Annotated in this window: 23 protein-coding genes; 8 read left to right on the top strand and 15 right to left on the bottom strand. The window is 69.0% G+C overall.

Translation table 11 applies throughout. From position 1 onward, the window contains the following. Nucleotides 1-35 precede the first annotated feature (35 nt). The 3 genes from ACZ6DT_RS23430 to ACZ6DT_RS23420 are packed head-to-tail and all read left to right on the top strand — an operon-like array spanning nt 36 to nt 1431. Nucleotides 36-374 carry an ArsR/SmtB family transcription factor gene (locus tag ACZ6DT_RS23430; protein ID WP_465598831.1) on the top strand — a complete coding sequence of 113 codons (339 nt, stop codon included), beginning with the start codon at nt 36-38 and terminating at the stop codon, nt 372-374. A gap of 2 nt (nt 375-376) precedes the next feature. After that, complete coding sequence (locus tag ACZ6DT_RS23425) at nt 377-856, top strand: SRPBCC family protein (protein WP_465598829.1); 480 nt, start codon at nt 377-379, stop codon at nt 854-856. Then, entirely contained in the window at nt 853-1431 is a 579-nt protein-coding gene (locus ACZ6DT_RS23420; protein ID WP_465598827.1) for a dihydrofolate reductase family protein, read from the top strand. Before ACZ6DT_RS23425 ends, ACZ6DT_RS23420 begins: the two co-directional genes overlap by 4 nt. Before the next feature lie 68 nt (nt 1432-1499). Here ACZ6DT_RS23420 and hisB read toward each other — a convergent pair whose 3' ends face one another. Genes hisB through hisD form a run of 3 tightly spaced genes read right to left on the bottom strand, consistent with a single transcriptional unit; the run spans nt 1500 to nt 4518 of the window. After that, nucleotides 1500-2099, bottom strand: a complete 600-nt coding sequence (gene hisB, locus ACZ6DT_RS23415) for an imidazoleglycerol-phosphate dehydratase HisB (RefSeq protein ID WP_465598826.1) — start codon at nt 2097-2099, stop codon at nt 1500-1502. Beyond that, nucleotides 2096-3196: a histidinol-phosphate transaminase gene (locus ACZ6DT_RS23410; protein WP_465598824.1), complete on the bottom strand. Its 1101-nt coding sequence runs from the start codon at nt 3194-3196 to the stop codon at nt 2096-2098. The genes hisB and ACZ6DT_RS23410 overlap by 4 nt, the downstream gene beginning before the upstream one ends. Then, complete coding sequence (hisD, locus tag ACZ6DT_RS23405) at nt 3193-4518, bottom strand: histidinol dehydrogenase (protein ID WP_465598822.1); 1326 nt, start codon at nt 4516-4518, stop codon at nt 3193-3195. Before hisD ends, ACZ6DT_RS23410 begins: the two co-directional genes overlap by 4 nt. 84 nt (nt 4519-4602) lie before the next feature. Between hisD and ACZ6DT_RS23400 the strand changes: the two genes are divergently transcribed. Beyond that, complete coding sequence (locus ACZ6DT_RS23400; protein WP_465599165.1) at nt 4603-5397, top strand: carbon-nitrogen hydrolase family protein; 795 nt, start codon at nt 4603-4605, stop codon at nt 5395-5397. On the opposite strand, the gene ACZ6DT_RS23395 is transcribed toward ACZ6DT_RS23400, so the two are convergent. From ACZ6DT_RS23395 to eccB, 4 genes are all read right to left on the bottom strand, one after another. Beyond that, nucleotides 5345-5659 (bottom strand): Lrp/AsnC ligand binding domain-containing protein, encoded by a 315-nt coding sequence (locus tag ACZ6DT_RS23395; protein ID WP_465598820.1) that lies wholly within the window; start codon nt 5657-5659, stop codon nt 5345-5347. The two genes, ACZ6DT_RS23400 and ACZ6DT_RS23395, sit on opposite strands and share 53 nt — an antisense overlap. Nucleotides 5660-5727: 68 nt before the next feature. Next, nucleotides 5728-6384: a response regulator gene (locus ACZ6DT_RS23390; RefSeq protein WP_465598818.1), complete on the bottom strand. Its 657-nt coding sequence runs from the start codon at nt 6382-6384 to the stop codon at nt 5728-5730. Next, a complete protein-coding gene (locus tag ACZ6DT_RS23385; RefSeq protein ID WP_233611672.1) occupies nt 6381-7103 on the bottom strand; it encodes a response regulator transcription factor in 723 nt (240 codons plus the stop codon). Before ACZ6DT_RS23385 ends, ACZ6DT_RS23390 begins: the two co-directional genes overlap by 4 nt. Before the next feature lie 15 nt (nt 7104-7118). Then, nucleotides 7119-8543: a type VII secretion protein EccB gene (gene eccB / locus ACZ6DT_RS23380; RefSeq protein WP_465598816.1), complete on the bottom strand. Its 1425-nt coding sequence runs from the start codon at nt 8541-8543 to the stop codon at nt 7119-7121. Between the two features lie 146 nt (nt 8544-8689). Between eccB and ACZ6DT_RS23375 the strand changes: the two genes are divergently transcribed. Beyond that, a complete protein-coding gene (locus tag ACZ6DT_RS23375) occupies nt 8690-9763 on the top strand; it encodes a type VII secretion protein EccE (RefSeq protein WP_465598814.1) in 1074 nt (357 codons plus the stop codon). A gap of 142 nt (nt 9764-9905) precedes the next feature. Here the strand turns inward: ACZ6DT_RS23375 and eccD are convergent, their stop codons facing one another. From eccD to ACZ6DT_RS23345, 6 genes are read right to left on the bottom strand one after another with little or no spacing between them, the layout of a single operon-like run. After that, a complete protein-coding gene (gene eccD, locus ACZ6DT_RS23370) occupies nt 9906-11282 on the bottom strand; it encodes a type VII secretion integral membrane protein EccD (protein ID WP_465598812.1) in 1377 nt (458 codons plus the stop codon). Continuing rightward, on the bottom strand, nt 11279-11608 hold the full coding sequence (locus tag ACZ6DT_RS23365) for a YbaB/EbfC family nucleoid-associated protein (RefSeq protein ID WP_005155307.1): 330 nt from the start codon (nt 11606-11608) through the stop codon (nt 11279-11281). The genes eccD and ACZ6DT_RS23365 overlap by 4 nt, the downstream gene beginning before the upstream one ends. Further along, nucleotides 11605-12114 (bottom strand): hypothetical protein, encoded by a 510-nt coding sequence (locus ACZ6DT_RS23360; RefSeq protein WP_465598810.1) that lies wholly within the window; start codon nt 12112-12114, stop codon nt 11605-11607. Before ACZ6DT_RS23360 ends, ACZ6DT_RS23365 begins: the two co-directional genes overlap by 4 nt. A gap of 5 nt (nt 12115-12119) precedes the next feature. Continuing rightward, the gene (locus ACZ6DT_RS23355) at nt 12120-13469 is read right to left on the bottom strand and encodes a WXG100 family type VII secretion target (RefSeq protein ID WP_465598808.1); all 1350 of its coding nucleotides are present in this window, start codon (nt 13467-13469) and stop codon (nt 12120-12122) included. A 17-nt stretch (nt 13470-13486) separates the two neighbouring features. Then, the gene (locus ACZ6DT_RS23350) at nt 13487-14533 is read right to left on the bottom strand and encodes a hypothetical protein (RefSeq protein WP_465598806.1); all 1047 of its coding nucleotides are present in this window, start codon (nt 14531-14533) and stop codon (nt 13487-13489) included. Between the two features lie 21 nt (nt 14534-14554). Beyond that, nucleotides 14555-15331 carry a WXG100 family type VII secretion target gene (locus tag ACZ6DT_RS23345; protein ID WP_465598804.1) on the bottom strand — a complete coding sequence of 259 codons (777 nt, stop codon included), beginning with the start codon at nt 15329-15331 and terminating at the stop codon, nt 14555-14557. Nucleotides 15332-15486: 155 nt separating this feature from the next. Between ACZ6DT_RS23345 and eccCa the strand changes: the two genes are divergently transcribed. Then, entirely contained in the window at nt 15487-19428 is a 3942-nt protein-coding gene (gene eccCa / locus ACZ6DT_RS23340) for a type VII secretion protein EccCa (RefSeq protein WP_465598802.1), read from the top strand. Nucleotides 19429-19976: 548 nt separating this feature from the next. Next, nucleotides 19977-21014 carry an HNH endonuclease signature motif containing protein gene (locus ACZ6DT_RS23335; protein WP_465599163.1) on the top strand — a complete coding sequence of 346 codons (1038 nt, stop codon included), beginning with the start codon at nt 19977-19979 and terminating at the stop codon, nt 21012-21014. A gap of 223 nt (nt 21015-21237) precedes the next feature. Here ACZ6DT_RS23335 and cpt read toward each other — a convergent pair whose 3' ends face one another. Continuing rightward, nucleotides 21238-21759 carry a chloramphenicol phosphotransferase CPT gene (gene cpt, locus ACZ6DT_RS23330; protein ID WP_465598800.1) on the bottom strand — a complete coding sequence of 174 codons (522 nt, stop codon included), beginning with the start codon at nt 21757-21759 and terminating at the stop codon, nt 21238-21240. Between the two features lie 276 nt (nt 21760-22035). On the opposite strand from cpt, the gene ACZ6DT_RS23325 reads away from it, so the two are divergent. Further along, a complete protein-coding gene (locus tag ACZ6DT_RS23325) occupies nt 22036-22731 on the top strand; it encodes a S1 family peptidase (protein ID WP_465599161.1) in 696 nt (231 codons plus the stop codon). A gap of 61 nt (nt 22732-22792) precedes the next feature. Here ACZ6DT_RS23325 and ACZ6DT_RS23320 read toward each other — a convergent pair whose 3' ends face one another. Then, nucleotides 22793-23512: a hypothetical protein gene (locus tag ACZ6DT_RS23320; protein WP_465598798.1), complete on the bottom strand. Its 720-nt coding sequence runs from the start codon at nt 23510-23512 to the stop codon at nt 22793-22795. Between the last annotated feature and the right edge of the window lie 30 nt (nt 23513-23542).

Below are 23542 nucleotides of genomic sequence, written 5' to 3'. Positions count from 1 at the left end.
GTCTTCGTGACCGGACGCGGCTAACGTACAACCACATGGTTGCACTTCGAGAGGAGAGCGAGGAGTCGCTCAACCAGCTCTTCCGCGCCTTGGCCGACGGCACGCGCCGCGACATCCTGGCGCGGGCGATCGCGGAGGCGCCGTCGGTGTCCGATCTCGCCGCGCACTACACGATGAGCTTCGCCGCAGTGCAGAAGCACGTCGCCGTGCTAGAGCGCGCGGGGCTCGTGCGGAAACGTGCCAACGGTCGTGAGCAACTGGTCTCGACCGACCGCGCGCGGCTCCAGCGCGCCGGTGAACTCCTCGACTCCTACGAAATCCTTTGGCGCCAACGGGTGGCGCAACTCGACGATGTGCTGCGGGAAGGAAACTGACGATGCCGATCACCTCGGTCACCAAAGATCACGAAAAGCTCAGCCTCACCGTCGTGGCGGACTTCCCCGTTCCGCGAAAACGCCTTTGGGAGGCCTGGGCCGATCCACGGCAACTCGAGCGCTTTTGGGGACCGCCTTTCGCACCCGCCACCTTCACCCATCACGACTTCAGGGTCGGCGGGCGCGCCGAGTACTTCCTGTCCGGGCCGAACGGGGAGAAATGGGCCGACTCGTGGAAGTTCACCGCGGTGAACCCCATCGACTCGTTCGAGGCGGAGGACGGTGAAGACAACGCCGCGGACGAGAACATGCCGTCCTCGATGACGTTCGCCTTCGAGACGACAGCGACGGGGTCACGACTGACCCACGTGACCCGGTTCTCAAGCGTCGAAGCCCTGGAGAACACGATCCCGGGGATGGAAGCGGGGTTCCGCGCGGCGATGCCCCAACTCGACGCACTTCTGAGGACGGAAACCCCATGAGAAAACTCAAGATCATCGAACACATCTCGCTCGACGGCGTGCTGCAGCACTCCGCCGATGAGACCGATTTCCCTTACAGCGGCTGGAACATGCCCTATCGGACGCCCGAAGGCCGGGAAGCCATCACGGCCGCGCACGGTGAAGGCTTCGACTTGCTGCTCGGCCGTCGCACCTATGACCTCTGGTCGGAGTACTGGCCGACGGCGCCGAGCGATCCGCTCGCCGACCGGCTCAAGGCGGCGAAGAAGTATGTCGTCACCCATCGGCCGGAAAGCCTCGAATGGGGCCCGTTCGAAGGTCTCGGCCCGGACATCGCCACGGACGTCCGCCGCGTCAAGGCGCGGAACGGCCCGGACCTCGTCCTCTCGGGCAGCTCCACGCTGACCTCGACACTGCTCGAACACGGGCTCACAGACGAGGTCGTGCTGGCCGTCTACCCGATCCTTCTGGGTATGGGCAAGCGTTTCTTCGCGGACGGAACCCCGGCACAGTCCTTGGAGTTCGCCGGCACGACGACAACGCCGTCCGGCGTCACCCTCCACACCTACAAACCCGCCGGCCCCCTGAAGACCTAACGCATTTCGTCCTCTGGATGCGGTAGTTGCACACGCAAGGAACGCATCCAGAGGACTGAACGCGGGGGCTAGAGGACGCCCTTGGTCGACGGGATGCCGCCCGCCCGCGGGTCCGGCTCGGTGGCGGCACGCAGCGCACGCGCGACGGCCTTGTACTGGGCCTCCGCGATGTGATGCGGGTCGCGGCCGTGCAGCACCCGTACGTGCAGCGCGATCTGCGCGTGGAACGACAGCGAGTCGAACACGTGCCGCGTCAACACGAACGGGTAGTTCCCGCCGATGGTGAAGCTGTTGAACTGCTCCGGCTCGCCGAGGTGCACGCAATACGGGCGCCCGGAGACGTCGATCGCGGCGTGCGCGAGGGTTTCGTCCATCGGGATCCACGCGTCGCCGAACCGGCGGATGCCGCTCTTGTCGCCGAGCGCCTGCCGCAGCGCCTGGCCGAGCACGATCGCGGTGTCCTCGACGGTGTGGTGCGCGTCGATGTGCACGTCGCCGGTCGCCCGCACTTCGAGGTCGAGCGAGCCGTGCACGCCGAACGCGGTGAGCATGTGGTCGTAGAACGGGACACCGGTGTCGATCTCCACCTGTCCCGTGCCGTCCAGGTCGAGCTGGACCGAAATGGACGATTCCCTGGTGGTGCGATCCACCTTGCCGACGCGGCTCATCGCGGCACCTCCTTGCTGGCCTCGAGAAAGGCGTCGTTCTCTTCCGGCGTCCCGATGGTCACCCGCAAGTGCCCTTCGACGCCGACGTCCCTGATCAGCACGCCGTTGTCCAAATAGGACTTCCAGGTGGCGGGCGCGTCCGCGAACCGTCCGAAGAGGACGAAGTTCGCGTCGCTCGGGACCGGCGTGAATCCCAAGCCCAGCAACGCTTCCACCACTCGGTCGCGTTCGGCCGCGAGTTTGGCGACCGAGGCGAGGGTGGCGTCCGCGTGCCGCAACGCGGCCCGTGCGGCGGCCTGCGTGAGCTTCGAGAGGTGGTACGGCAGCCGCACCAATTGCAGCGCGTCGACGATCGCGGGCGCGGCCGCGAGATACCCGAGCCGCCCGCCCGCGAAGGCGAACGCCTTGCTCATCGTGCGCGACACGATCAGCTTCGCCGGGTACTCCTCGAGAAGCTCGATGGCGCTCGGCTGCGACGAGAACTCCGCGTACGCCTCGTCGACCACCACGATGCCCGGCGCCGCTTCGAGCAGCCCGCGCAGCTCGCCGAACGGGATCGACCCGCCGGTCGGATTGTTCGGGCTGGTCACGAAGACGATGTCCGGACGGCGTTCGCGCACCAGCGCGGCCGCCTTCTCGGTATCGAGGGTGAAATCGTCGCGGCGCGGCACCGGCAGCCAGTCGGTGCGGGTGCCCGCCGAGATGATCGGGTGCATCGAGTACGACGGCTCGAAGCCCAGCGCCGAGCGGCCGGGGCCGCCGAAGGCCTGCAGGATCTGCTGCAGGATCTCGTTGGACCCGTTGGCGGCCCACACGTTCGACTCCGACACCAGCACGCCGGTGGACACCGCGAGATAGTCCGCGAGGTCCTGGCGCAGCGCGACGGCGTCGCGATCCGGATAGCGGTGCAGCGAAGCGGCTTCGGCGCGGACGGCCTCGGCGACGTCGGCCACCAGCGCGTCCGGCGGCGGGTACGGGTTTTCGTTGGTGTTGAGCCGGATCGGCACGTCGAGCTGCGGGGCGCCGTACGGGGTCTTTCCCCGCAGATCCTCCCGCAGCGGGAGCGCGTCGAGCGTGATCTCCTCGCCGATGCTCATCCCCGTTCCCCCTCGAACCGCGCCGTGATGGCCTCGCCGTGCGCGGGCAGATCCTCGGCGTTGGCCAGCGCGACGACGCGGCCGGCGATCTCGCGCAGCGCGTCCTGGCTGTAGTCGACGACGTGCACGCCCTTGAGGAAGCTCTGCACCGAAAGGCCGGACGAGTGCCGCGCGAACCCGCCGGTGGGCAGGACGTGGTTCGACCCGGCGCAGTAGTCGCCGAGCGAGACGGGCGCGTACGCGCCGACGAAGATCGCGCCCGCGTTGCGCACACGGGCCGCCACCGAACGCGCGTCCGCGGTCTGGATCTCCAGGTGTTCCGCGGCATAGGCGTCGACGACGCGGATTCCGTCGTCCATGGTGGACACGAGGATGATGCCGGACTGCTTGCCGCTCAAGGCCTCCGTCACCCGCTCGGAGTGCTTGGTCGCGGCCACGCGGCCGGTCAGTTCCTTGTCGACGGCGTCCGCGAGCTCTTCGGACGTGGTGACCAGCACGCTCGCGGCGAGCGGATCGTGCTCGGCCTGGCTGATCAGGTCGGCGGCGACGTGCACCGGGTCGGCGGTCTCGTCGGCGAGGATCGCGATCTCGGTCGGGCCCGCCTCGGAGTCGATGCCGATGATGCCGCGCAGCAGCCGCTTGGCCGCGGTGAGGTAGATGTTGCCCGGCCCGGTGACGATGTCGACCGGCTCCAGCGTCGTGCCGTCGGTGTCGATGCCGCCGTACGCGAGCAGCGCGACGGCCTGCGCGCCGCCGACGGCCCACACCTCGTCGACGCCGAGCAGTTCGGCGGCGGCCAGGATCGTCGGGTGCGGGAGCCCGCCGAACGCGGCCTGCGGCGGCGAGCACAGTACGAGCGTCCCGACGCCGGCGATCTGCGCCGGGACGACGTTCATCACCACGGTCGAGGGGTACACCGCGAGCCCGCCCGGCGCGTACAGCCCGACGCGCTCCACCGGGATCCAGCGTTCGGTGACGGTGCCACCGTCGACGACCTCGGTCGTGACGTCCTGACGGCGCTGATCGCCGTGGACCTTCCGCGCGCGGACGATCGACTCCTCCAGCGCCTCGCGGACCGCCGGGTCCAGATTCTCGAGCGCGCTGGCGAGCTCCGCGGCGGCCACGCGGACGCCGCCGGGGCGGACCTTGTCGAACTTCTCGGTGTAGTCGAGAACCGCCTCGACGCCGCGATCGCGGACGGCCTCGACCACCGGCCGTACGTGATGCAGCGCCGCGTCCACGTCGTACTCGGCACGCGGGAGCGTGCTCCTGAGCTCGGCAACGGACGGGAGGAGTCCACGCAGGTCGGTACGGTTCAGCATGGGTCAAGGGTACGAGGTGGCCCGATCGCCCCGAGCAGGCACACTGGGGTGGTGACCAGCGATCCCACGATGAGGGAGGCCTCCGTGCCGCGAATCGGGTTGTGCCAGCTCACGGCCGCCGAGGATCCCGAAACGAACCTGAAGCTGATTCGCGAAGGCGTGACGGCCGCGGCGGCCGACGGCGCGCGGATCGTGGTCTTCCCCGAAGCGGCGATGGCGCGCTTCGGCATTCCGCTCGAACCCGTGGCGCAACCTTTGGACGGACCATGGGCGTCCACAGTGGCGTCCATCGCCGAAGAGCACGGCGTGGTGGTCGTCGCGGGCATGTTCACGCCGTCACCCGACGGGCGCGTGAGCAACACCCTGCTGGTCACCGGCGCCGGGCAGCACTTCGGCTACGACAAGATCCATCTGTACGACGCCTTCGGATTCGCCGAATCCGACACGGTCGCCCCGGGGACCGCGCCCGCCACCTTCGAGGTCGACGGGGTCACGTTCGGCCTCGCGACCTGTTACGACATCCGCTTCCCCGAACTGTTCCGGAAGCTGGCCGACGACGGCGCCGACATCGTCCTCGTGCCGACCTCCTGGGGCGCGGGCGAGGGTAAACGCGAGCAGTGGGAGGTGCTGGTGCGCGCCCGCGCGCTCGACTCCGGCTGCTGGGTCCTCGGCTGCGGCCAGGCCGATCCTGCCACGACCTCGACCCCGGTGAACCCGAAGGCGCCGACCGGGATCGGCTACTCCACGGTGTCCGACGGGTTCGGCCGCGTCCACACCCAGCTGGGCCCCGGGCCGGAACTGGTGGTCGTCGACCTGGATCCCGCGGTCAGCGGGAAGGCGCGGGCGGCGACGGGCGTTCTGGCGAACCGTCGCCTCTAGCGTCTGTAGCGTTCACGGAGCGTTCGAAGAAGGATTCGAGTACGACGATCGTCTGCGTCCCGGTGACGCCCTCGATGGCGTACAGCCTGCGCAGTGACGCCTGCAGTTCCTCAGTGGTCGGCGTGCGCACCTTCACCAGCAGCGAGGCCAGGCCGGCGATGACGTGTGCCTCGACGATCTCCGGCAACTCTTCCAGCGCGGCCTTGGTCGGCGAGTCACCCATCCCCGAGTGCTGCAACTCGGTGTTCGGTCTCGGCCCCACGCGTTTAGTCCTCTGGACGCGGTAGTTGCGCTTGGCAAGTACCGCATCCAGAGGACTGAACGCATGGCCTAGCGCAGCAGCCCTTCCCGGATCGCCACCCGCACGAACCCGGCCCGCCGCCGTTCCCCGGTCTTGTCCCGGATCCGGTCGAGGTAGGACCGCACCGTCCGCACGCTGATGTTCAGGATCTCCGCCACGTCGACGTCACGCTCGCCGGCCGCGACCAGCCGCAGGACCTGCTTTTCCCGCTCGGACAGGACGATCTTGGGACCGGCGTGGCGATCCTCGCTGTCCTGGATGATCATCCCGGCCAGCGTCGGCGACACGTACGCGTTGTCGTCGGCGATGGTGCGGATGGCGCGGAGGAGTTCGTCACCGTCGACGTCCTTGGACAAAAAGCCTTTCGCCCCGGCCTGCATCGCGCCCAGCACCTCGGGCTGTTCGGCGTGCGCGGACACCACGAGCACTTTGTGCCCCATCTGCCCGACTTCGAGTACCGCGGCGGCGTCCTGGACACCGCGCAGCTTGAGGTCGAGGACGACGACGCTGCCGGGAGCCTGCTCCTGGACGGCGAACCGCGCGACGGAGTCGGCCACGGCACCCAGCGCGATGTCGGGCGCTTCGGTGAGGACACGCGCGACGGCGTCCCGGTACAGCGGATGATCTTCGATCACCCCGACATTGATCGGGATGTTGCGTTTCGGCTGCTGCTCGTCTGCGTTCACCGGCGTCCTTCGAATCCGCCCGCGTCGGCGCGGGGCACGACCGGCCGAGACGGGCCGGGCACCTCCGGCGGAGACGCGAGCCCGAGCTGGATGGCCTTGCGGACCAGACCGGCCCGCCTTCTCTCTCCGAGTTTGTCACGGATCCGGTCCAGATAACCGCGGACCGTCCGGACTCCGATGCCCAGGATGCGGGCGATGTCGACGTCGCGTTCGCCCGCCGCGACCAGCCGCAGGACCTGCTTCTCGCGCGCGGAAAGCGCGACGTCCGGAGCAGGCACGGGGCGGTCGGCGTTGTCCTTGATGATCATTCCGGCCACCACCGCGGAAACGTAGGCACGGCCCTGCGCGACCGTTCTGATCGCGATCAGCAGCTCGTCGACGTCGACGTCCTTGGACAGGAATCCCTTGGCGCCGGCGGCGATCGCGCCGAGCACCTGCTCGGGCTCCGCCTGCGCGGACACCACGAGCACGTGATGCCCCAGTTCGCACACCTGGAGCACGGCCGCCGCCCCGGCGATCCCCGGCAGACCGAGGTCGAGCAGCACCACACTGCCGGGCGGCTGCGGATGGACGTGGAACCGGGCGACCGAATCGACCACCGCGCCCAGTTCGATCCCTTCGGCCTCGGTGAGGACCCGGACCACGGCGTGCCGGTACAACGGATGGTCTTCGATCACCGCGACGTCGACCCGGTCGGTCTCCGGCCTGTCTTCAGTCATCTGCACGTTTCCCGCTCACCCCGTCCCACCTGCCGCGGACACCGCACGGCCCGCCCGCGCCGGATCCAGCGCGGGTCCACGTGGCACCAGCGCCAGCAATCCATTCGGAACCGGTCGCCGTTCGGCTTGGCCGTATCCGAGGGAAGCGAGCGCCTCAGTGCTCGCCACCGGATACTTCAGGCCCGTGTCCGTCACGACGTAGACCGTGCCGGAACCGGATTCCGCCACCACCGCGCCTCCCGACGGAGGCACGAAAACCGCGTCGGCGACCAACGCGTCCGTCCGCGCCGTCACCGGGATCGCCTTCGCACCTTGCGGCAACGGGACCTGTGCGGCGATAACGATTCGAGAACCCTGCGCGCATAACGTCACGGACTGTCCGGTAACGGGCGCTTTTCGCGGGATCCGGTCCGGATACTCCGCCGGATCGGCCCCGCCCGCCCTCGCCGTGCCGACCTTCGGCACCGTGGCGACGTCGGCCGCGCGCACCGCGACGGGTGCCGGGACACCGGTGTAGGCGTCCGCGTTCTGCGGTGTGTTGATCAGCAGGCTCGCCTCGGTCTGGCCGATCGGCTCGAGTCCTTCGGCGCGGACGAGGTAGTACGACGTCGCGTCACCCGGTGTCGCCATCGCGTCGACGACGCCGAGCACCGAACCGATCTTCGTCGCGGTGCCGCCGACGTTCGGGCCCGGCCGTCCGGCGTCTTCGACCGCGCGATAGGCCAGGTCGCGTCCGGCGGCGACGGTGCCGATCCACCGGGACGACACCGCGATCGCCGGATAGGTGTCGAACTGCAGCGCCGTGGCGGCTTCCGGAGTGAGCTTGTAGCGGCGTCCCGCCGTCACGAGGTAGCGCTCCCCCTCGGGAACGCGGACGACGAGGGCTTGGTCCCTCGGCAGGTCGATCCCGGCGGCGGGCGCGCCGAGGAGCACCGTCGTCTCCGGTTCGGCCGACGCGGGCGCGTCTTGCGTGGTCCGCGAGCAGCTCGTCCACGGGGTGTTCACCAGCGCGGCGGTCGCGGGCAGCGAATCGGGCGCGCCGGGAATGCCGACCTGCGAACCGCGCGGCGCCTTCGCGAGCTTGTCCGACGGGACGGTCACGGTGGCCTCGCCGTTGCCGCCCGCCATCAACCGCGCGGATGCGTAATTGAGCACGGGGTGCAGCGCGCCGTCCTGACCGAGGATGTAGCGCGCGCCGGTGCCCTCCTCGACGATCACCTTGCCGCCGGCCAGCCAGTCCTTGCCGCCGGAGGGATTCAGCAGGCCGATCACGCCGAACACCGCGGTGACCAGCAGCGCGACGCCGAGACCGCAGAGGGTTCCGATGACCAGCCTGCGGCTCGGGGCGACCGGATGGTTGGCGTCAGCCGAGACCAGTGCCGAAACCAGTCTCCTGCGGAGGAATTGGTAGGCCTGGATCTGGTCCCGCTGCGTCCACACGCTCCCGTCCCCCGCCGCTCGTACCCACCCGTTCGAGGGTGCTCACGTTAGGTCTGGGCCCGGTGCGCGGTGAGGGTATTTTTTACGCCCCTCCCCCGCGCGGGGCGCGGCTACCGTCGGACGCGTGCACGGAGGAGGGGAATTCCTTGTCGGTTGAAGCCCCGGCGCGCCCGGTCCCGGACCAGGCTCCAGCGCGCGGTGTCGCGGGAGGGGCGCCGCTGCCCTGGCTGCTGCCGATCCGTCCGCTGCAGGCGGCGCTCTGGGAGCTCGCCGGGATCGCCATCCTGCTGGTCTTCACCGTGGACGGGATTCCCCAGGCCGTGCGAATCAGCGTCACCGCCGTCGCCGGCGTTCTCGTGCTGACGACGTCAGTCCGCTTCGCCGGACGTCATCTCGCGGGCTGGCTGCTCACCTGGGCCGGGTACCGGCTGAAACGCCGTGACAAGAACGAGGTCCCCGATCCGCTGCACCGGCTCGCCGGTCCCGTCCGGGTACGCCAGCACGTCGACCGCGCGGGCAACCGCTTCGGCGTCGCCGAGGTCAGCGACGGCTGGAGCGCCATCGTGCGGCTCACCCCCGGCGCCATGTCACCCGGGCCGGACACCCTCGTCGGCATCCTGCGCGAGGCCTACGCGAGCACCGGGATTCCTTTGTCCAGCGCGCAACTGCTGACCTGGACCGTCCCGAATGGACAGTCCGTGCTCCGCGTCCGCTGGCTCACCGTCCGGTACCGGCCCGAGGACGCGCCGATCGCGGCGCTCGCCCGTGGCGGCGGGGAACTCGGCGCCCTGCGGAGCACCGCCTGCGCGGCGTTGAGACTGATGGGAGCGCTGGCCGAAGCCGGATTCGAGAGCACCGTACTCGAAGCCGGTGAACTGGCGGAAGAATTACGCGTCGCGCTCGGGCATGGCCAGGGCACGCCGGTGAACGGCTGGCGTTCCTGGGACTGGGGCGGCTCGTCGCAGGTCTGTTACCGGCCACGGTCCGAGCGGGATCTCGCGCGGACACTGGACCTTCACGTCCCCGGATCGGCGTTCACCGCGACTTCCTACACGCTGCACCGGTCGCCTGGCGGGCGGGAGAAGTCCGAAGTGACCATCCGGGTCGGCGGACGGCCGGGAGCGGAAATCGCGCGGCCGAGCGGGGTCGCGGTGATCCCACTGCACGGACGGCACGCGGCGGCGGTCCGGCGGACCCTGCCGCTGGCGCTGGAGAACTGAGGGGACAGTTCGTGGAGGACTCCTTTCTTCTCTGAGGGTAGGGAAGGAGTCCTCCACGGACGTAACGCGTTTCGTCCTCTGGATGCGGTACTTGCGCTGGGCAACTACCGCATTCAGAGGACGAAACGCGGGAGGAGAGAAGTCAGCCTCGCACGGCCTCGTAGACGCCCGCGATCATGCCGACGAACGGGATCAGCGAGAGCAGCACCAGAAACTCGACGATGTCGAGAGTCCGTGCCCAGTAAGGCGAACGACGCCCCTTCGCGACCCGCGTCGCGTAGGTGAGACTGACGCCCGCCGCGACCACGACGGCACAGCCCGCGGCGAAGACGAACGAACGCGGCCCGCTCGCGGCGAGCCAGAAGCCGGCCGACGCCAAGGCCGCCGCGCCGAAACCGATGAGCACGACCCGCTGAGAGCGGCCGGCGAAGGCCCGCGAACGCAACACCAGCGCCAGACCCAGCAGCGCGCACAAACCCGCTTCCCAAGCGCCACCGGAAGACGACAGGACCACCGAAGCCGCGACCACGACGAGCCCGAGGGCGACGAGCAGCCCGGTCAGCAACGCCTGCGCGTAAGTCGTCCCGCCGACCATGTCCTCGCCGAGCGAGGGGTCCTCGTCGGCTCGGAACGCGTCCATGTCGTCGGGCACCCGGGGCAGCGGCAGCCTGCCGAGCCGCAGCGCCATCATCGGCGCGACCGCGGCCAGCGCCGTCGCCACGACGGCGACCACGGCGGCCGCCGAAACCGGGCGGACGTCGGCCAGCAGGACGATGGCGGTGGTGATCGCGCCGAGCCCGGCCGACACGGTCACCGCGACGAACCACGGCAGCCGGTCCGCCACCGAAACGGCCGCGATCACGCCGTACACGGTCACGACCGCGAGCCCGGCGGCCAGCGGTCCGGCCGACAGTGAGAACAGCGGATGCGGTGGCAGGATCGACATCCCCGCCAGCAGTGCCGCGCCGACGCCGGCGAGTGCGCCGGCGGCTCCGGCCTCCGCGTCGCCGTACGCGCGGCTCAGCGCGCCACCGCCCAGGACCAGTACCAGCGCGAGCAGCCCGGTACCGATCGGCGCCAGCACACTCCCGGACGCCGCCGCCTGCACCAGCAGTCCACCGGCGAGCAGCAGCACCACCGACGCGACGATGCCCGCCTTGCGCGCCACCGCCGGTCCCCAGCGGCCGGTGCCCGACTCGGCGACGCTGGCGATCGAGTCGACGACGTCGTCGAACAGCAGCGGACCCCGCGGGCGTTCCCGCGGGGTCAGATGGAGGACTTCGCCGTCGCGCACCTGCGCCGCGGCGACCGTGAGCCCGAGCGCGAGCGGAGCTCCCCCGAGCCGGGACAGCACCCAGCCGGGATGCTCGGCCGACGCCTGTCCCGAAGCACCCGCGAGCCGCACGAGCTGCGGGACGAGTTCGGCGAACGTGCTCTGCTGCGGCAGCGCCACGTCGACACGCGCCCGCGGCGTCACCACCGTGACGCGCCGGGTGGAGCCCGCGATCGCGGCCGTCATGCTTCGATCGACTTGGCGGATTCGATGACGGGCGCGAATTTGGCGCTGCTGGCCTCGGCCAGCTTCTGGAGCCCGTTGTTGACCGCCTCCAGCACGATCTCCGAAATGTTGCGCGCGTCGTACTGACGCAGCGCGCGCGGGTCGATGTCGATCGAGGTGAAGCGGCCGTCTCCGCGCAGAACCACGGTGACTTCGTTCTGCCGCGAGTGCGCCTTGACCTCCATCGCCTCGACCGAACGCTGGATGCGCTGCACCTCTTCGGTCTGCTTGCGGACCTGGTCCAGCAACTCGTCCATGTCCGGCATGGCGTAGGGGTCGGTGGTCACGAGTCTTCTCCTTCATCTGCGGTGAAATCCCGCCGGACGTGGACGCTGCCCACGAACCGCCGGAAGTCGTCGCCGAGGCCGCGGGCCGCCTCGGGGGTCGCGGTGCAGGCGATCTCGAGGATCAGCCGCTCGGCCGGGCTCGCCCCCGGCACGGTCAGCAGCACCTGCGTCTGTACGAGATCCTGTCCTTCGCCGGTGCGGATGCGCAGCACCTGCGTCACCCCCGGCGCTACCGGAGTGCCGATCACCTTGCGCCGCACCACTTCGAGAGCGGCCATCGACCGGCCGAGACGTTCGACGGCCTCGTCGGCGATGTCGGTGATCTGCGCCCGGTCCGGCCGTTGCCCGACGCTCAGGGTGATGTTCGGGGTGAACTCTTCGCCCGGTTCGCGGTACACGGCGACGAAGACCGCGCCCTCGGCACCGACCGACGCGGGCTCCACCGGCACCCAGCCGTCCGGGACGTCGAAGCCGAGCGGGAGGGAAACCCGTTCCTCCGTGCTCATCCCCGTCACCACGTGCCCACGTAGGTGATCGCGTCGTCCCAGGCCTCGCCGACGGCGTCCGCCGCCTCGCCGGCCGCGCCGCTCACCGCGTCGACGGCCGCGCCGCCGTACTCGCCGACGGTGTCCGCGATCTTCGGCAGGTCGATGTCGATCTTCGCGCCGATCCCGGCGCCGAGACCGAGCGCGACACCGGCTTTGAAGTTGACCTTGAGATGTCCCGCGTCGTAGACGGCCTGGCCGTCGAGCTGCGCGCCGAGTCCATATTGGAGGGTGCCGCTCGCGCCGACGCCCACCCCTGCCACGTCCGCCGCGAGTTCGCCTTCGATCTTGCCGCCGACGAAGGCGTTGGCGTGCACGCCGACACCGTGCGCACCCGCCTGGAGCGAGCCGTTCACCTCGCCGCCGACGAACGCCGTCCCCTTGGCACTGCCCGAAGCGACGCCCCATTCACCCTTGCGTTCCAGTTCTTCCTTGAACGCGGCCAGTTCGGCGTGCCCGGACGCTTTGAAGTCCCAGCCCTGTGAGGAGATCTTGGCGTCCCAGCCCGGGGTGAAACCGTCCTGCTCCTGCTTCCACTTGGCGTAGGTGATCTCGGTGTTGCCCCAAGCCTTGTCGCGCAGGCCTTCCGGCTTCGGCCTGCCGAACGGGGTGTCACCCGCGCGCGGGGCGCGTGTGCCTTCGAGACCGTCCCAGGTGAGCTTTTTCCAGCCGGAATTGCCGAACCACGAAGGATGCGAGCGCGGACGCTTGCGGCCGTCGAGCGCTTCTCCGTTGAGCCAGTACAACGGGCCGCGGCCCCATTTGCCGAGTTCGTGCTCGATCCGGCCGGTTCCCTCCGGCGGGAACAGCCGCGCGAGTTCCTCGCTCAGCTCGTCGGCGATCTCCTGTGCCGCCCGCGCGGCGCGTTCGCCGAGCTGCCGGGCGGCGGAGATGAACGCGTTGACCGCGTTCGCGTTCGCCGTCCTCGCCTGACTGGTGAGCTGCGCCGCGTACTGGTCGAACTGGGCGAGGATAGAGTCCACACAGGACTTCGCACCCCGCAGGGCCTGAGCGCCTCCCCGCAGCCGGTTCGACTGGTCACCCAGTTTCGTGCCGAGCTCGCCGAGTTCCTGGCTCAGTTTCGCGGCGGAGGTGGAGAACGCCGTGTACGCGTCTCCTTCCCAGGACGCGTTGAGCGCCTTGGCCGCCTTGCCGATCTCCTCCGCGCGGCCCGAGACCGTCGCCGCCCGCTCACCGCATCGCTGGCTCGCCGCGTTCAGCGCGGCGGGATCACCGGTGACCCGCCGCTGGTACTCGACCACGAGCCGCCGGTAATTCGACAGGATCGAGCTGACGACGCCCGAAGCGTCGACCACACCGCTCCCCCACACGGCTACCTGCCCTTGGCCGGCGAGTCGGCTACAGCGTCGGCTCCCGCGTCGATATCGATGTGCTGCTCGAAGTGCTTGCCGCCGTAGTTCATGTCGATGTCGATATCGATGTCCTGCCCGCCCGGCGCCTGCACGGTGGACTTCCCGGTGCTCAGGTCGGTGGTGATGGTGACCGTGTTCCCGTTGCCTACGCCCGGCAGGGAGCCGCTGGTACCCGAGCCACCGCCGGAGGGTCTGTCCACCGGGATCCAGGCGTCCGCGCCGCCCGGCCAGTTGCCCTGGGCACCGTTGCCACCCAGCGCGGGCGGCCGGTACTGGGTGAACGGCGGCGTCTCGCCCGGCGTCGAACCACCGCCCGCACCGCCCCCGGAACCACCGACGGCTGCCTGCCCCGAACCGCTGGCGACCGAGCCCGGCGCCCGCGGATTGGTGATCGGGGTGCCCGACACCGCCGAGTTGCCCGCGGCGCCGTTGTCCCCGGCGTCGTTGTGTCCGAACAGTTTCCGGACCTCGCCGATGATGGTGGCGATCTGGGTGATCTGGTTGGCGAGGTCGACCACGCCGAGCGCCTTCAGCAGTGCGCCGATCGCGGTGATGAACGCGCGCAGCGAAGCACTGGTGGCGGTGGAAAGCGCGACGGCGGCGCCGTAGGTCCACGGATTCGACATCAGGCCCGCGACCGTCGGGTTCACCGCCGACACCACGGCTTTGTAGGCGGCCTGGGCGGTCTTGATCAGCGTCCCGGCGATGCCGAGCAGTTCGGCGCCCTTCTGCACGACCTGGATGATCTTGTTCAGCGAGTTCAGGGAGTCGGTGATCTTCTTCAGCGCGGAGTCCGACGCGGCGCCGGACCAGATCTTGCCCAGCTGTTCGGCGGCCTTCGTCACCTCGTTGTACATGGTGAGGAACTCGTTGGCCTTCTTGAGCACCTCGAGCACGTGCTTGGCGATCTGCTCCGGCTGCCCGGTGAGGATCTGCGGCAGGATGGTGATCGGCCCGCCCGAGGACGCCGTTGCGTCCATCGCGCTGGAATTCGGATAAGTCAGCATGGTCGCTCCTCAGGCCGGAAGTCAGACGGAAGCCGGGCGGTAGACACTGACCTTGGCCAGGCCGTTGATGTCCGCTTCGACGATTCCGTGGTTGTAGAGCAGCCCGCCTTCTCCGGCGATGGCGATGATCGGCTCGCGGTCGGAGAACAGGAGCGGTTCGACCACGACGACGTCACCGCTGTGCACCCCGCCGGGAACATCGCCGAAGTTGCGCGCCGTACCGGCGTAGACCTCGATGACCCCGACCCGCGCCTGGTTGTCGGCGTCACCGGCCAGCCAGTCGTTGAAGTCCGAGACGCCGTGGAACCGCGTGTCGGTGATCGGGTGGTCGCCGAGCTGCCCCAGCCGCGCGTCCCCCAGGTAGCGCAGCACGTTGCCGACCGAAGACGGCTCGCCCTCGCCGCCGGCGCTGTCGTTGATGGCCAGCGTCGCCAGTTCTGAGGCGTGCGAGTTCCCCCAGATCGACGAGGTCGATCCGGTGCCGCCGCCCGGACGCCCGCCGTAGCCGCCCGCGACCGCCTCGTCGGCGGCCTGGTAGGCGTCGGCGCTGTTCTTGATGAAGCCGTTGATCTGCTGCAGCAGTTGCAGGAGGGTGCGGACCGCCACCACCTGCTGGCTCTGCATCGCCGTGTTGGCCGCCGCCACCGCGCTGCCGAAGGTGGCGAACGACATCGGCTGCAGGACGGTGCGTTCGAGGTCGCCGACGACATTGATGCCCTGCATGATGATGCCGCCCAGGTTCCCGACCGCCGAGCGCATGGCCTCGGGCTCCGCCCGGTACTCGCCCGTGCCGACCATGGCTCTCCTTCTCTCTTTCCCCCACGTCTGCGCCTGTTCGAGCAGCGTAAGTTCGCCACCAGACGCGAGCGGACGGCAAAAGTACCCACCGCAAGGGCGGCACGGGTGGCCAGAATGATCGGCAGGATTACCCACAAGCGGCCAGAAAGACCCTGATGAGCGCCACTCGCGACCGCCTGCCGGCCCTGGGCGAGCAGCCCGGTGAAATCGTCCTGCAGTCCCCGCCGATGCTGCCGAAGGGCTCGTCCGGCGGAGCCATGCAGCTGCTGATGTTCATGCCGATGATGCTGGGCATGGGTGCCATGTCGTTCGTCTACATCGGACGCGACGGCGGGGTGATGACCTACATCTTCGGCGCGTTGTTCCTCACCGCGATGGTGGGCATGGTGGTGATGTCGCTCGGACGCGGCGGCGCGGCGAAGAAGGCGCAGATCAACGAGGAACGCCGGGATTACCAGCGGTATCTGACCGGTCTGCGCGGCCAGGTCCGGGAGATCGCGGACAACCAGCGCGCGGCGATGGCGGCGTTGCAGCCCGACCCTGCGGATCTGTGGGCGTACGTCGAGACGGGGAGGCTGTGGGATCGCCGCCGGTCCGACCCGCAGTTCGGGCAGGTGCGGGTCGGGACCGGGCCGCAGCGGCTCGCGACGCCGTTGAGGGCCCCGCAGACCGTGCCGCTGGAAGACCTCGACCCGGTGTGCTCGACGAACCTCAAGCACTTCATCCGGACCTATTCGACGGTCGACGGACTCCCGGTCGCGGTCTCGCTGCGGTCGTTCGCGCAGGTCATCCTGTCCGGCCGCCGCCCGGACACGCTCGGGACCGCGCGGGCGCTGCTGACCCAGCTCGCGACCTTCCATTCACCCGGCGACCTGCGGATCGCGCTCTGCGTCGACAACGACCGGCTGCACGACTGGGAATGGGCGAAGTGGCTGCCGCACGTGGCCTCGACCGCCGCCGACGCCGCCGGTCCGCGACGGCTCGTCGACGCCGGCTCCGGGAAGCTCGCCGATCTCCTCGGCCCCGACCTCGGCGACCGGCCCGCGTTCACCCGGCGGCCGGATTCCCGGCTGGACTTGCCCCATGTCGTCGTCATCGTGGACGGCGGGCACACCCTCGGCGACACGCGGCTCGTCGCCGAAGAGGGCAGGCTCGGCGTCACCGTGGTGGAGATCGGCACGGAGCAGCCACGATCGGTCTCGTCGGAACGGCTGCTGAGCCTGCACATGAGCCCGGAGCAGCTCGGGATGGTCGTCGGCGACGGAACGGAACAGCGGCTCGGTTTCCTCGGCATGCCGGACACCTTGGACCGCGGGGCCGCCGAAGCGCTGGCACGGATGCTGACGCCGCTGTTCCAAGGCGCGGCGGTGGTCAGTGAGGCACCGATGTCGGCGACGTTCGGGTTGGCCGGGCTGCTCGGCATCGGCGACCCGCGCGACACCGACACGGCCGTCACCTGGGCACCGCGGTCCGCGCGCGACCGGCTGCGGATCCCGCTGGGCGTCAACCCGGAAGGCAGGCCGGTGGAGCTAGACCTGAAGGAATCTGCCGAAGGCGGGATGGGCCCGCACGGGCTGGTCATCGGCGCGACCGGATCCGGCAAGAGTGAACTCCTGCGGACACTGGTCACCGCGCTCGCCGTCACGCATTCGTCGGAGAAGCTGAACCTCGCGCTGATCGACTTCAAGGGTGGCGCGACCTTCGCCGGGATGACCGGGCTGCCGCACACCTGCGCCGTCATCACCAACCTGTCCGACGATCTCGCGCTGGTCGACCGCATGGCGGACGCGCTGAACGGCGAACTGTTGCGGCGTCAGGAACTCCTGCACGCCGCCGGGAACTACGCGTCGGTGCGGGACTACGAAAAGGCCAGGGAATCCGGGGCCAACCTGCGGCCGTTGCCGTCACTGCTGGTGATCATCGACGAATTCAGTGAGCTGTTGTCTTCGCGGCCGGAGTTCATCGACCTGTTCGTCGCGATCGGGCGGCTGGGGCGGAGTCTCGGGATCCATCTGCTGCTGGCTTCGCAGCGGCTGGAGGAGGGGCGGTTGCGCGGGCTGGATTCGCATCTGTCGTACCGGATCGGCCTGCGGACGTTCTCCGCGTCGGAAAGCCGCGCCGTGCTGGGTGTCGCGGACGCCTATCAGTTGCCGCCCGTGCCTGGTTCGGCGTATTTGAAGTCCGACAACGACACCCTCATCCGGCTCAAGGCCGCGTACGTCTCGGGGGAACTTCCGCCACGCAGCAAGATCGTGCGCAAGGACGGCCAGAGCCTCGGTCTGATGCCGTTCACGCTGGCGCCGGTGGAGATCCCGGTGACCGTCGAGGCCGAAGAGCCGGTCGAAAAGGGCACCGGCGAGACGATCATCGGCGCGATGATCTCGCGACTCGAAGGCAACGGGCCGGAGGCGCACCAGATCTGGCTTCCGCCGCTGGCCGAACCGCCCACCTTGGACCAGTTGCTGCCACCGCTCGGCGAAGATCCGGAACGTGGCCTGTGCCCACTGGGCTGGGGCGGCAACGGCAAGCTGATGATCCCGGTCGCCTTGGTGGACAAGCCCTTCGAGCAGCGGCGCGACATGCTGTGGGCCGATTTCTCCGGTGCCGCCGGGCACGCGCTGATCGTCGGGGCGCCGCAGAGCGGCAAGAGCACGCTGATGCGCGACGTCGCCGCGATGCTCGCGCTCACCCACACGCCGGAAGAGGTCCAGCTGTTCGTGCTGGACATGGGCGGTGGCGCGCTGGCGCCGATCGCCGGGCTGCCCCACGTGTCCGGCTACGCGACCCGGCGCGACGCCCAGCGCTGCCGCCGCGTGGTGGCGGAGCTGACGACCCTGCTCGAACAGCGCGAAGAGTTCTTTTCCGCCAACGGGATCGAGTCGATCACGACGTTCCGCCAGCGGCGTTCGGAGTTCCGGGAGAGCACGGAAGGCCGCGAATTCGGCGACGTCTTCCTGTTCGTGGACAACTGGACCACGATCCGCCAGGAATACGAGCAGCTGGAAGAACAGATCACCAGCCTGGCGTCGCGCGGGCTCGGTTTCGGCATCCACGTCGTCGTCTCGATCAACCAGTGGATGGGCATGCGGGCGCCGTTGCGCGACGCGATCGGCACCAAACTCGAACTGCGGCTCGGCGAACCGGCGGACTCGCTGATCGACCGCAAGATCGCGCAGAACGTCCCCGCGGACCGGCCGGGGCGCGGGCTGACCGCGGACAAACTGCATTTCCTCGCGGCACTGCCGCGGATCGATTCGGACCAGCGGCCGGACACCGTCGGCGCCGGTGGCCTGGATCTGAACCGCCGGATTTCCGCCGCTTGGCAGGGAAAGGCGGCGCCGCCCGTACGGTTGCTGCCTCCCGAGGTCCCGCTCGACTCGCTGGAGGCCGGGCCGCGCAAGCAGATCACCCTCGGCATCGCGGAATCGAACCTGCGGCCGGTGTACCTCGACTTCGCCACCGAACCGCACTTCCTCACCTTCGGTGACGTGGAGTCCGGCAAGAGCTCGCTCCTGCGCGCGATCGCGCAGGGCATCGTGTCGAAGTATTCGGCGGAAGAGGCCGCGATCGTCGTCGCCGACTATCGGCGAGGGATGCTGGGTGCGGTGCCGGAGTCACATCTGCTCGGCTATGCGGGTTCCGAAACCGTACTGACCGGACTGATCGACCAATGCCGGCAGGCCATGCGGAACCGGCTCCCCGGCGCGGACGTCACGCCCGAACAGCTGCGGAACCGGTCGTGGTGGCGGGGACCGGAGCTGTTCGTACTCGTCGACGACTACGAAATGGTCGCCACCGTGGGCCGCAACCCGTTGCAGTCGCTGCTGGAATTCCTGCCGCAGGCGCGGGACATCGGGCTCCACCTCGTCATCGCACGCGGGAGCGGCGGGGCTGGGCGTTCGCTGTTCGAGCCTGTGCTGCAACGGATCCGGGAGCTGGGTTCCCCCGGCCTCGTGATGTCCGGGTCGCGGGACGAAGGGGCGCTGCTCGGAGAGGTCAAGCCGGGGCCACAGCCCGCCGGGCGGGGCGTGCTGGTCTCGCGACGGCATGGGACAGGGCTGGTGCAGGTGGCTTGGACGAAGCCCGTCGAGGATTGAGCTGGGGGCTGAGTCTTCGCGTGCGGTGAACCAGGGCATCCGACCAAACCTGCTGTGCCTGGCCTTCGGCCACCTTTGCGCCCGAGCGGCTCGCGGATCCATTTCCGGCCGCGAGCCGACCGGCCGGTTCGCCCGCGGCAACGCCGATCAGCACCTGCTCTGGGTCGAACCCGATCGCGATCTCGTCACCATTTCCGTTTGGAGACAACGGACTGAGGATCTCCTTCGTGTCTTTTCGGATGCCATTCCTGTTTTAAGGTGACGTTCACGGGCCTTTGGCCAACTCACCGCCGACACGCGAAATTTTCCTTACCTCTCAATAGAATCTCGTTGCGCACCAGACGACTGAGGTCATGGCGTCGATCCAGTGGAAATCGAACACAGGTTCGAGTATAATCTTGGTCATGACCACATCCTTTGCTTTCAATCCGAAAGCCGCTCACCTTCTCGATGCCGCTTATGACGAGGAAGTCGTGCTCCGGCAGGCGCAGGGGCGGCAAGTCCGTTCCATAGCCGGGTTCGCCGCGGTGGGTGGTTCCCGAAGATCGGTGACCGAGGAGGTGGCGCTGGCCTTCTCGGTCTCCCGCAATCAGGCGCATCTGCTGGTCGAAACCTCGTGCGCCTTGGTGAGCCGGTTGCCGAACACGTTGGCGGCGCTGGAGAAAGGTGACATCGACCTGTTCAAGGCGTCGAAGGTCAGCCAGCTGACCCGCGAGGTCTCGGACGAGATCGCCGCCAAGGTGGACGCGTTCATGGCCAAGCGGCTCGCCGAACGTGATCCCGGGGCGATCCGGAAATCGGTGGATCACGCGGTGCAGAAATTCGACCCCGACGGCTATCGGGAACGCGCCGCGAACAAACGCGCGTTGCGGCATATCGCGTTGGAACACGAAGACGAGACCATGTCCAAGCTGTCGGGTTGGCTCCCCGCCGAGGTGGCGAGCTCGATTTACGCGTCGCTGAGTCACGCGGCGAAGACACGTCGCCGGAACGACAAATCCCGCACTCTCGATCAACACCGGGCCGACATCTTCGCCGAACGGCTGCTGGCCGAAGACGGGCACGGCAAGCCACGCGCGCACGTCCACGTCTATGTCGACCTGCTGACCCTGGCCGGTGCCCGGGAGGATCCCGCGACCCTCGCCGGTTACGGACCCATCCCCGGCTGGCTCGTCCGCGAAATCGCCACCGACCCCGGCTCCACCTGGTCACGGCTGATCACCGACCCCACCACCGGACAACTCATCGAAGCAGGCCCCGGCACCTACCGATCCCCGGCCTCACTCGCCCGCCTGATCAAAGCCCGCGACCGCGAATGCACCCACCCCGGCTGCCACCGGCCCGCCGAATTCTCCGAGATCGACCACATCACCACCTGGGCCCGCAACGGCAATACCGATCACCACAACTGTCACGCCGCCTGCAAGATCCACAACCTGCTCAAAGAAGAACCCGGCTGGAGCGCAGTTCCCACCGGCGATGGCGGCATGACCATCACCACCCCCACCGGCCGCACCTACACCGCGACACCCGAACCACTCCACGACCCACGACCGGAACCGGAGGACGACATCCCACCCTCCTAAAGCGTGCCGCCCGACCTCGACGAAGGCCCCTCAGGAGGCGCCTTCGTGGCTCAGCCATGGCCATAGCGGCTTCGTCCGCTTTGGAGCTCGTTCACGAATGCGGAACAAGCCTGGCGTCAAAGACGCGACGCACTCACGCGGCGACATCACGCCCCCCGGCTCCGCTCCAGTCGACACCCAAGCAGCCCACCATCAACCCGCCACCCGTAAGCAACCCCGCCAATCACCCCACCCGCGCGGCGATCTCCCGCCCACAAGCCAAGGCTTCGTTCACCCCCGTGTCCACTTCGAAGTCGTAAACCACGCCTCGATGCACGATTTCGGCCTGCGCCTCCGCCATTCCCGTGACCCGATCCCCACGCGCCATCTCCCGCCCGGCGGCCACGACGCCGTCACACCGGACCCCGACCCACAGAACCTCGAGTCCGTCCAACGCGTCACGCCACCGCTGCTGCGAAGCGGCCCCACCGAGGAACGCGTCGTCGACGATGACCCGGGCCCCGGCCCGGACCATTGCCGCGACACCGGCCATCCACGCGTTCTCGAGCCGCCGAAAACCGGATCCGACACTCACTTCACCGTCCGCCGCGAAGTCGATCCCGTCGTCCACCTTGGACGGCATGGCGTCGATCAAGGTATCGACGCCGAAGGTGAGCCATGGATCCGGTAACACCGCCTGCAGGCACCGGGCGATCCCCGACCTACCCGAACTGGAGCCGCCGTTCAGCACGATCACTGTCGTCACACGATCACCCTAGACGTCGGCAGGCAGCCGCGGCCGGGGAATTCGGTCCCACACTTTTCCAGCGAACCGGATACAACGGACGTCCGCGACAAAGGGCAGCATCCAGCCGATTCCGAAATTCGCGCGGAAGCTTTTCCAAGGACACCCGCCCGAACGGCCCAATACCGCTTACCGACTTCGGTAGGTTACGAAAACCCTTACCGCCGCCTAACTTGGTGAAACCGTTTCCACTCGAAACGAACTCCCGACGCGGGCCGAAGGGGCGTATTCATGCGTATGTCCAAGATCTTCGCATCGGTGGCCGGCGCCGCCGCGGCACTGACCCTCACCACCCCTACCGCGAACGCGGGCCAGGACATCATCGGCGGCGGCACCGTGAGTTCCGCGCCGTGGGGCGCCCAGATCTACTGGGACGACGCCACCGCGTTCGGCGGCTTCAGCTGCTCCGGCACGATCATCGCCCCGCGGTGGGTGCTCACCGCGAAACACTGCCTCAACAAGCCCGGCGTGCATGTCAAGGTCGGCAACGTCAACCTGAACCAGGGCGCCGAGGCCGACGTCGACCAGCAGAAGGCGGCCCCGAGCGGCGACATCGCCCTGCTGCACCTCACGACCGCGGTCAGCACGACGTACATGAAGCTCGGCACCGCGAACCCGGCCGGCGGCACCACCAACCAGATCTATGGCTGGGGCCGCACGCAGGGCAACAACCCGCCGTCGAGCGTCCTGAAGACGGCCAACGTCCGCATCACCGGAACAAGCAGCGACGCGTACGGCGGTCAGGCCATAGCCAGCGTCGGTGTCAACGGTTCGGCGTGGCACGGCGACTCGGGCGGCCCGCAGCTTTCCAACGGCGTCCAGGTCGGTGTCTGTTCGACCGGCAGCAACTCCGGCACGAACCCGCGAGGCACCCAGAACTACGGCAGCGTCGCGGCGAGCCGCGACTGGATCCGCACCACCGCGGGAGTCTGAGCCGGCGGGAAGGGGCCGTTCGGGAACGAACGGCCCCTAGCCTGCCCGGAAACCGGATGGCTCAGGCGCACTTCGACTTCGGGTCGGTCATCGACACCGAGCCGACCTTCTCGCCGGTGACGGTGAACTCGTAGACCCAGTCCGGCTTCCCGTCGACAGGCACCTGGAACCGGCCGTTGTCGCCGACCTTCAAACCCTTGGCGTCATAGGCGCCCTTGAGTTCCGCCAGCGACGAACCGGCACCGATCCCTTCCGCCGTCTTCGCGTCCGAAGGAGCGGCGAGTTCACGCAGCCCGCCCTTGCCGAACGAGGCGCCACCGGCGGCCACGAAGGCCTTGTCGCGTTCCTCCCGCTTGCCCGCCAGATCAGCGGACGCCTGAGCGGCGTCAGCGAGCAGCCGGGTGTCCTTGGCGGACTTCTCCGCCGCTTTGGCGCTTTCCTCCGCGGAGGCGCCCGGTTTCGGCTCCGGATCGGCCTCGAGTTCGTCGGCCTTCTTGTTCAGTTCCTCGGCCTTGGTCTCGGCGTCGGATTCCGCCTTCATCCGCGCCGGGTCGGGGGCCGGGCCGCCGGTGTAGGAGAAGTCAGCGCAACCATCCAAAGTGGACATCGGTGCCGTGGCGAGTTTCCCGCCCGCCAACGCGGCGTCCTTGGCCATCCCCAGCGTCAGCCCGCGATATCCTGCCGGGCCGAAGGACTCCGGTGCCGCCGAAGCACCCGCGTCCGGCGAAGCCGACGAACAAGCCGTCCCGCCGATCAACACCACCGCGGCAGTGAACGCCACGCCCGATAACCGCCGAAATGTACGTGTCTT

The sequence above is a fragment of the Amycolatopsis sp. NPDC041971 genome (genome assembly GCF_055588925.1).
This window is presented reverse-complemented; position numbering and strand designations above follow the sequence as displayed.

Excerpts from the sequence above, each read along its gene's own strand:
- hisB (WP_465598826.1), bottom strand. The coding sequence starts at position 2,099 with ATGAGCCGCGTCGGCAAGGTGGATCGCACCACCAGGGAATCGTCCATT.
- ACZ6DT_RS23325 (WP_465599161.1), top strand. The coding sequence starts at position 22,036 with ATGTCCAAGATCTTCGCATCGGTGGCCGGCGCCGCCGCGGCACTGACC.
- hisD (WP_465598822.1), bottom strand. The coding sequence starts at position 4,518 with ATGCTGAACCGTACCGACCTGCGTGGACTCCTCCCGTCCGTTGCCGAG.
- ACZ6DT_RS23425 (WP_465598829.1), top strand. The coding sequence starts at position 377 with ATGCCGATCACCTCGGTCACCAAAGATCACGAAAAGCTCAGCCTCACC.
- eccCa (WP_465598802.1), top strand. The coding sequence starts at position 15,487 with ATGAGCGCCACTCGCGACCGCCTGCCGGCCCTGGGCGAGCAGCCCGGT.
- ACZ6DT_RS23345 (WP_465598804.1), bottom strand. The coding sequence starts at position 15,331 with ATGGTCGGCACGGGCGAGTACCGGGCGGAGCCCGAGGCCATGCGCTCG.
- ACZ6DT_RS23410 (WP_465598824.1), bottom strand. The coding sequence starts at position 3,196 with ATGAGCATCGGCGAGGAGATCACGCTCGACGCGCTCCCGCTGCGGGAG.
- ACZ6DT_RS23350 (WP_465598806.1), bottom strand. The coding sequence starts at position 14,533 with ATGCTGACTTATCCGAATTCCAGCGCGATGGACGCAACGGCGTCCTCG.
- ACZ6DT_RS23430 (WP_465598831.1), top strand. The coding sequence starts at position 36 with ATGGTTGCACTTCGAGAGGAGAGCGAGGAGTCGCTCAACCAGCTCTTC.
- ACZ6DT_RS23360 (WP_465598810.1), bottom strand. The coding sequence starts at position 12,114 with ATGAGCACGGAGGAACGGGTTTCCCTCCCGCTCGGCTTCGACGTCCCG.
- ACZ6DT_RS23385 (WP_233611672.1), bottom strand. The coding sequence starts at position 7,103 with ATGACTGAAGACAGGCCGGAGACCGACCGGGTCGACGTCGCGGTGATC.
- eccD (WP_465598812.1), bottom strand. The coding sequence starts at position 11,282 with ATGACGGCCGCGATCGCGGGCTCCACCCGGCGCGTCACGGTGGTGACG.
- ACZ6DT_RS23420 (WP_465598827.1), top strand. The coding sequence starts at position 853 with ATGAGAAAACTCAAGATCATCGAACACATCTCGCTCGACGGCGTGCTG.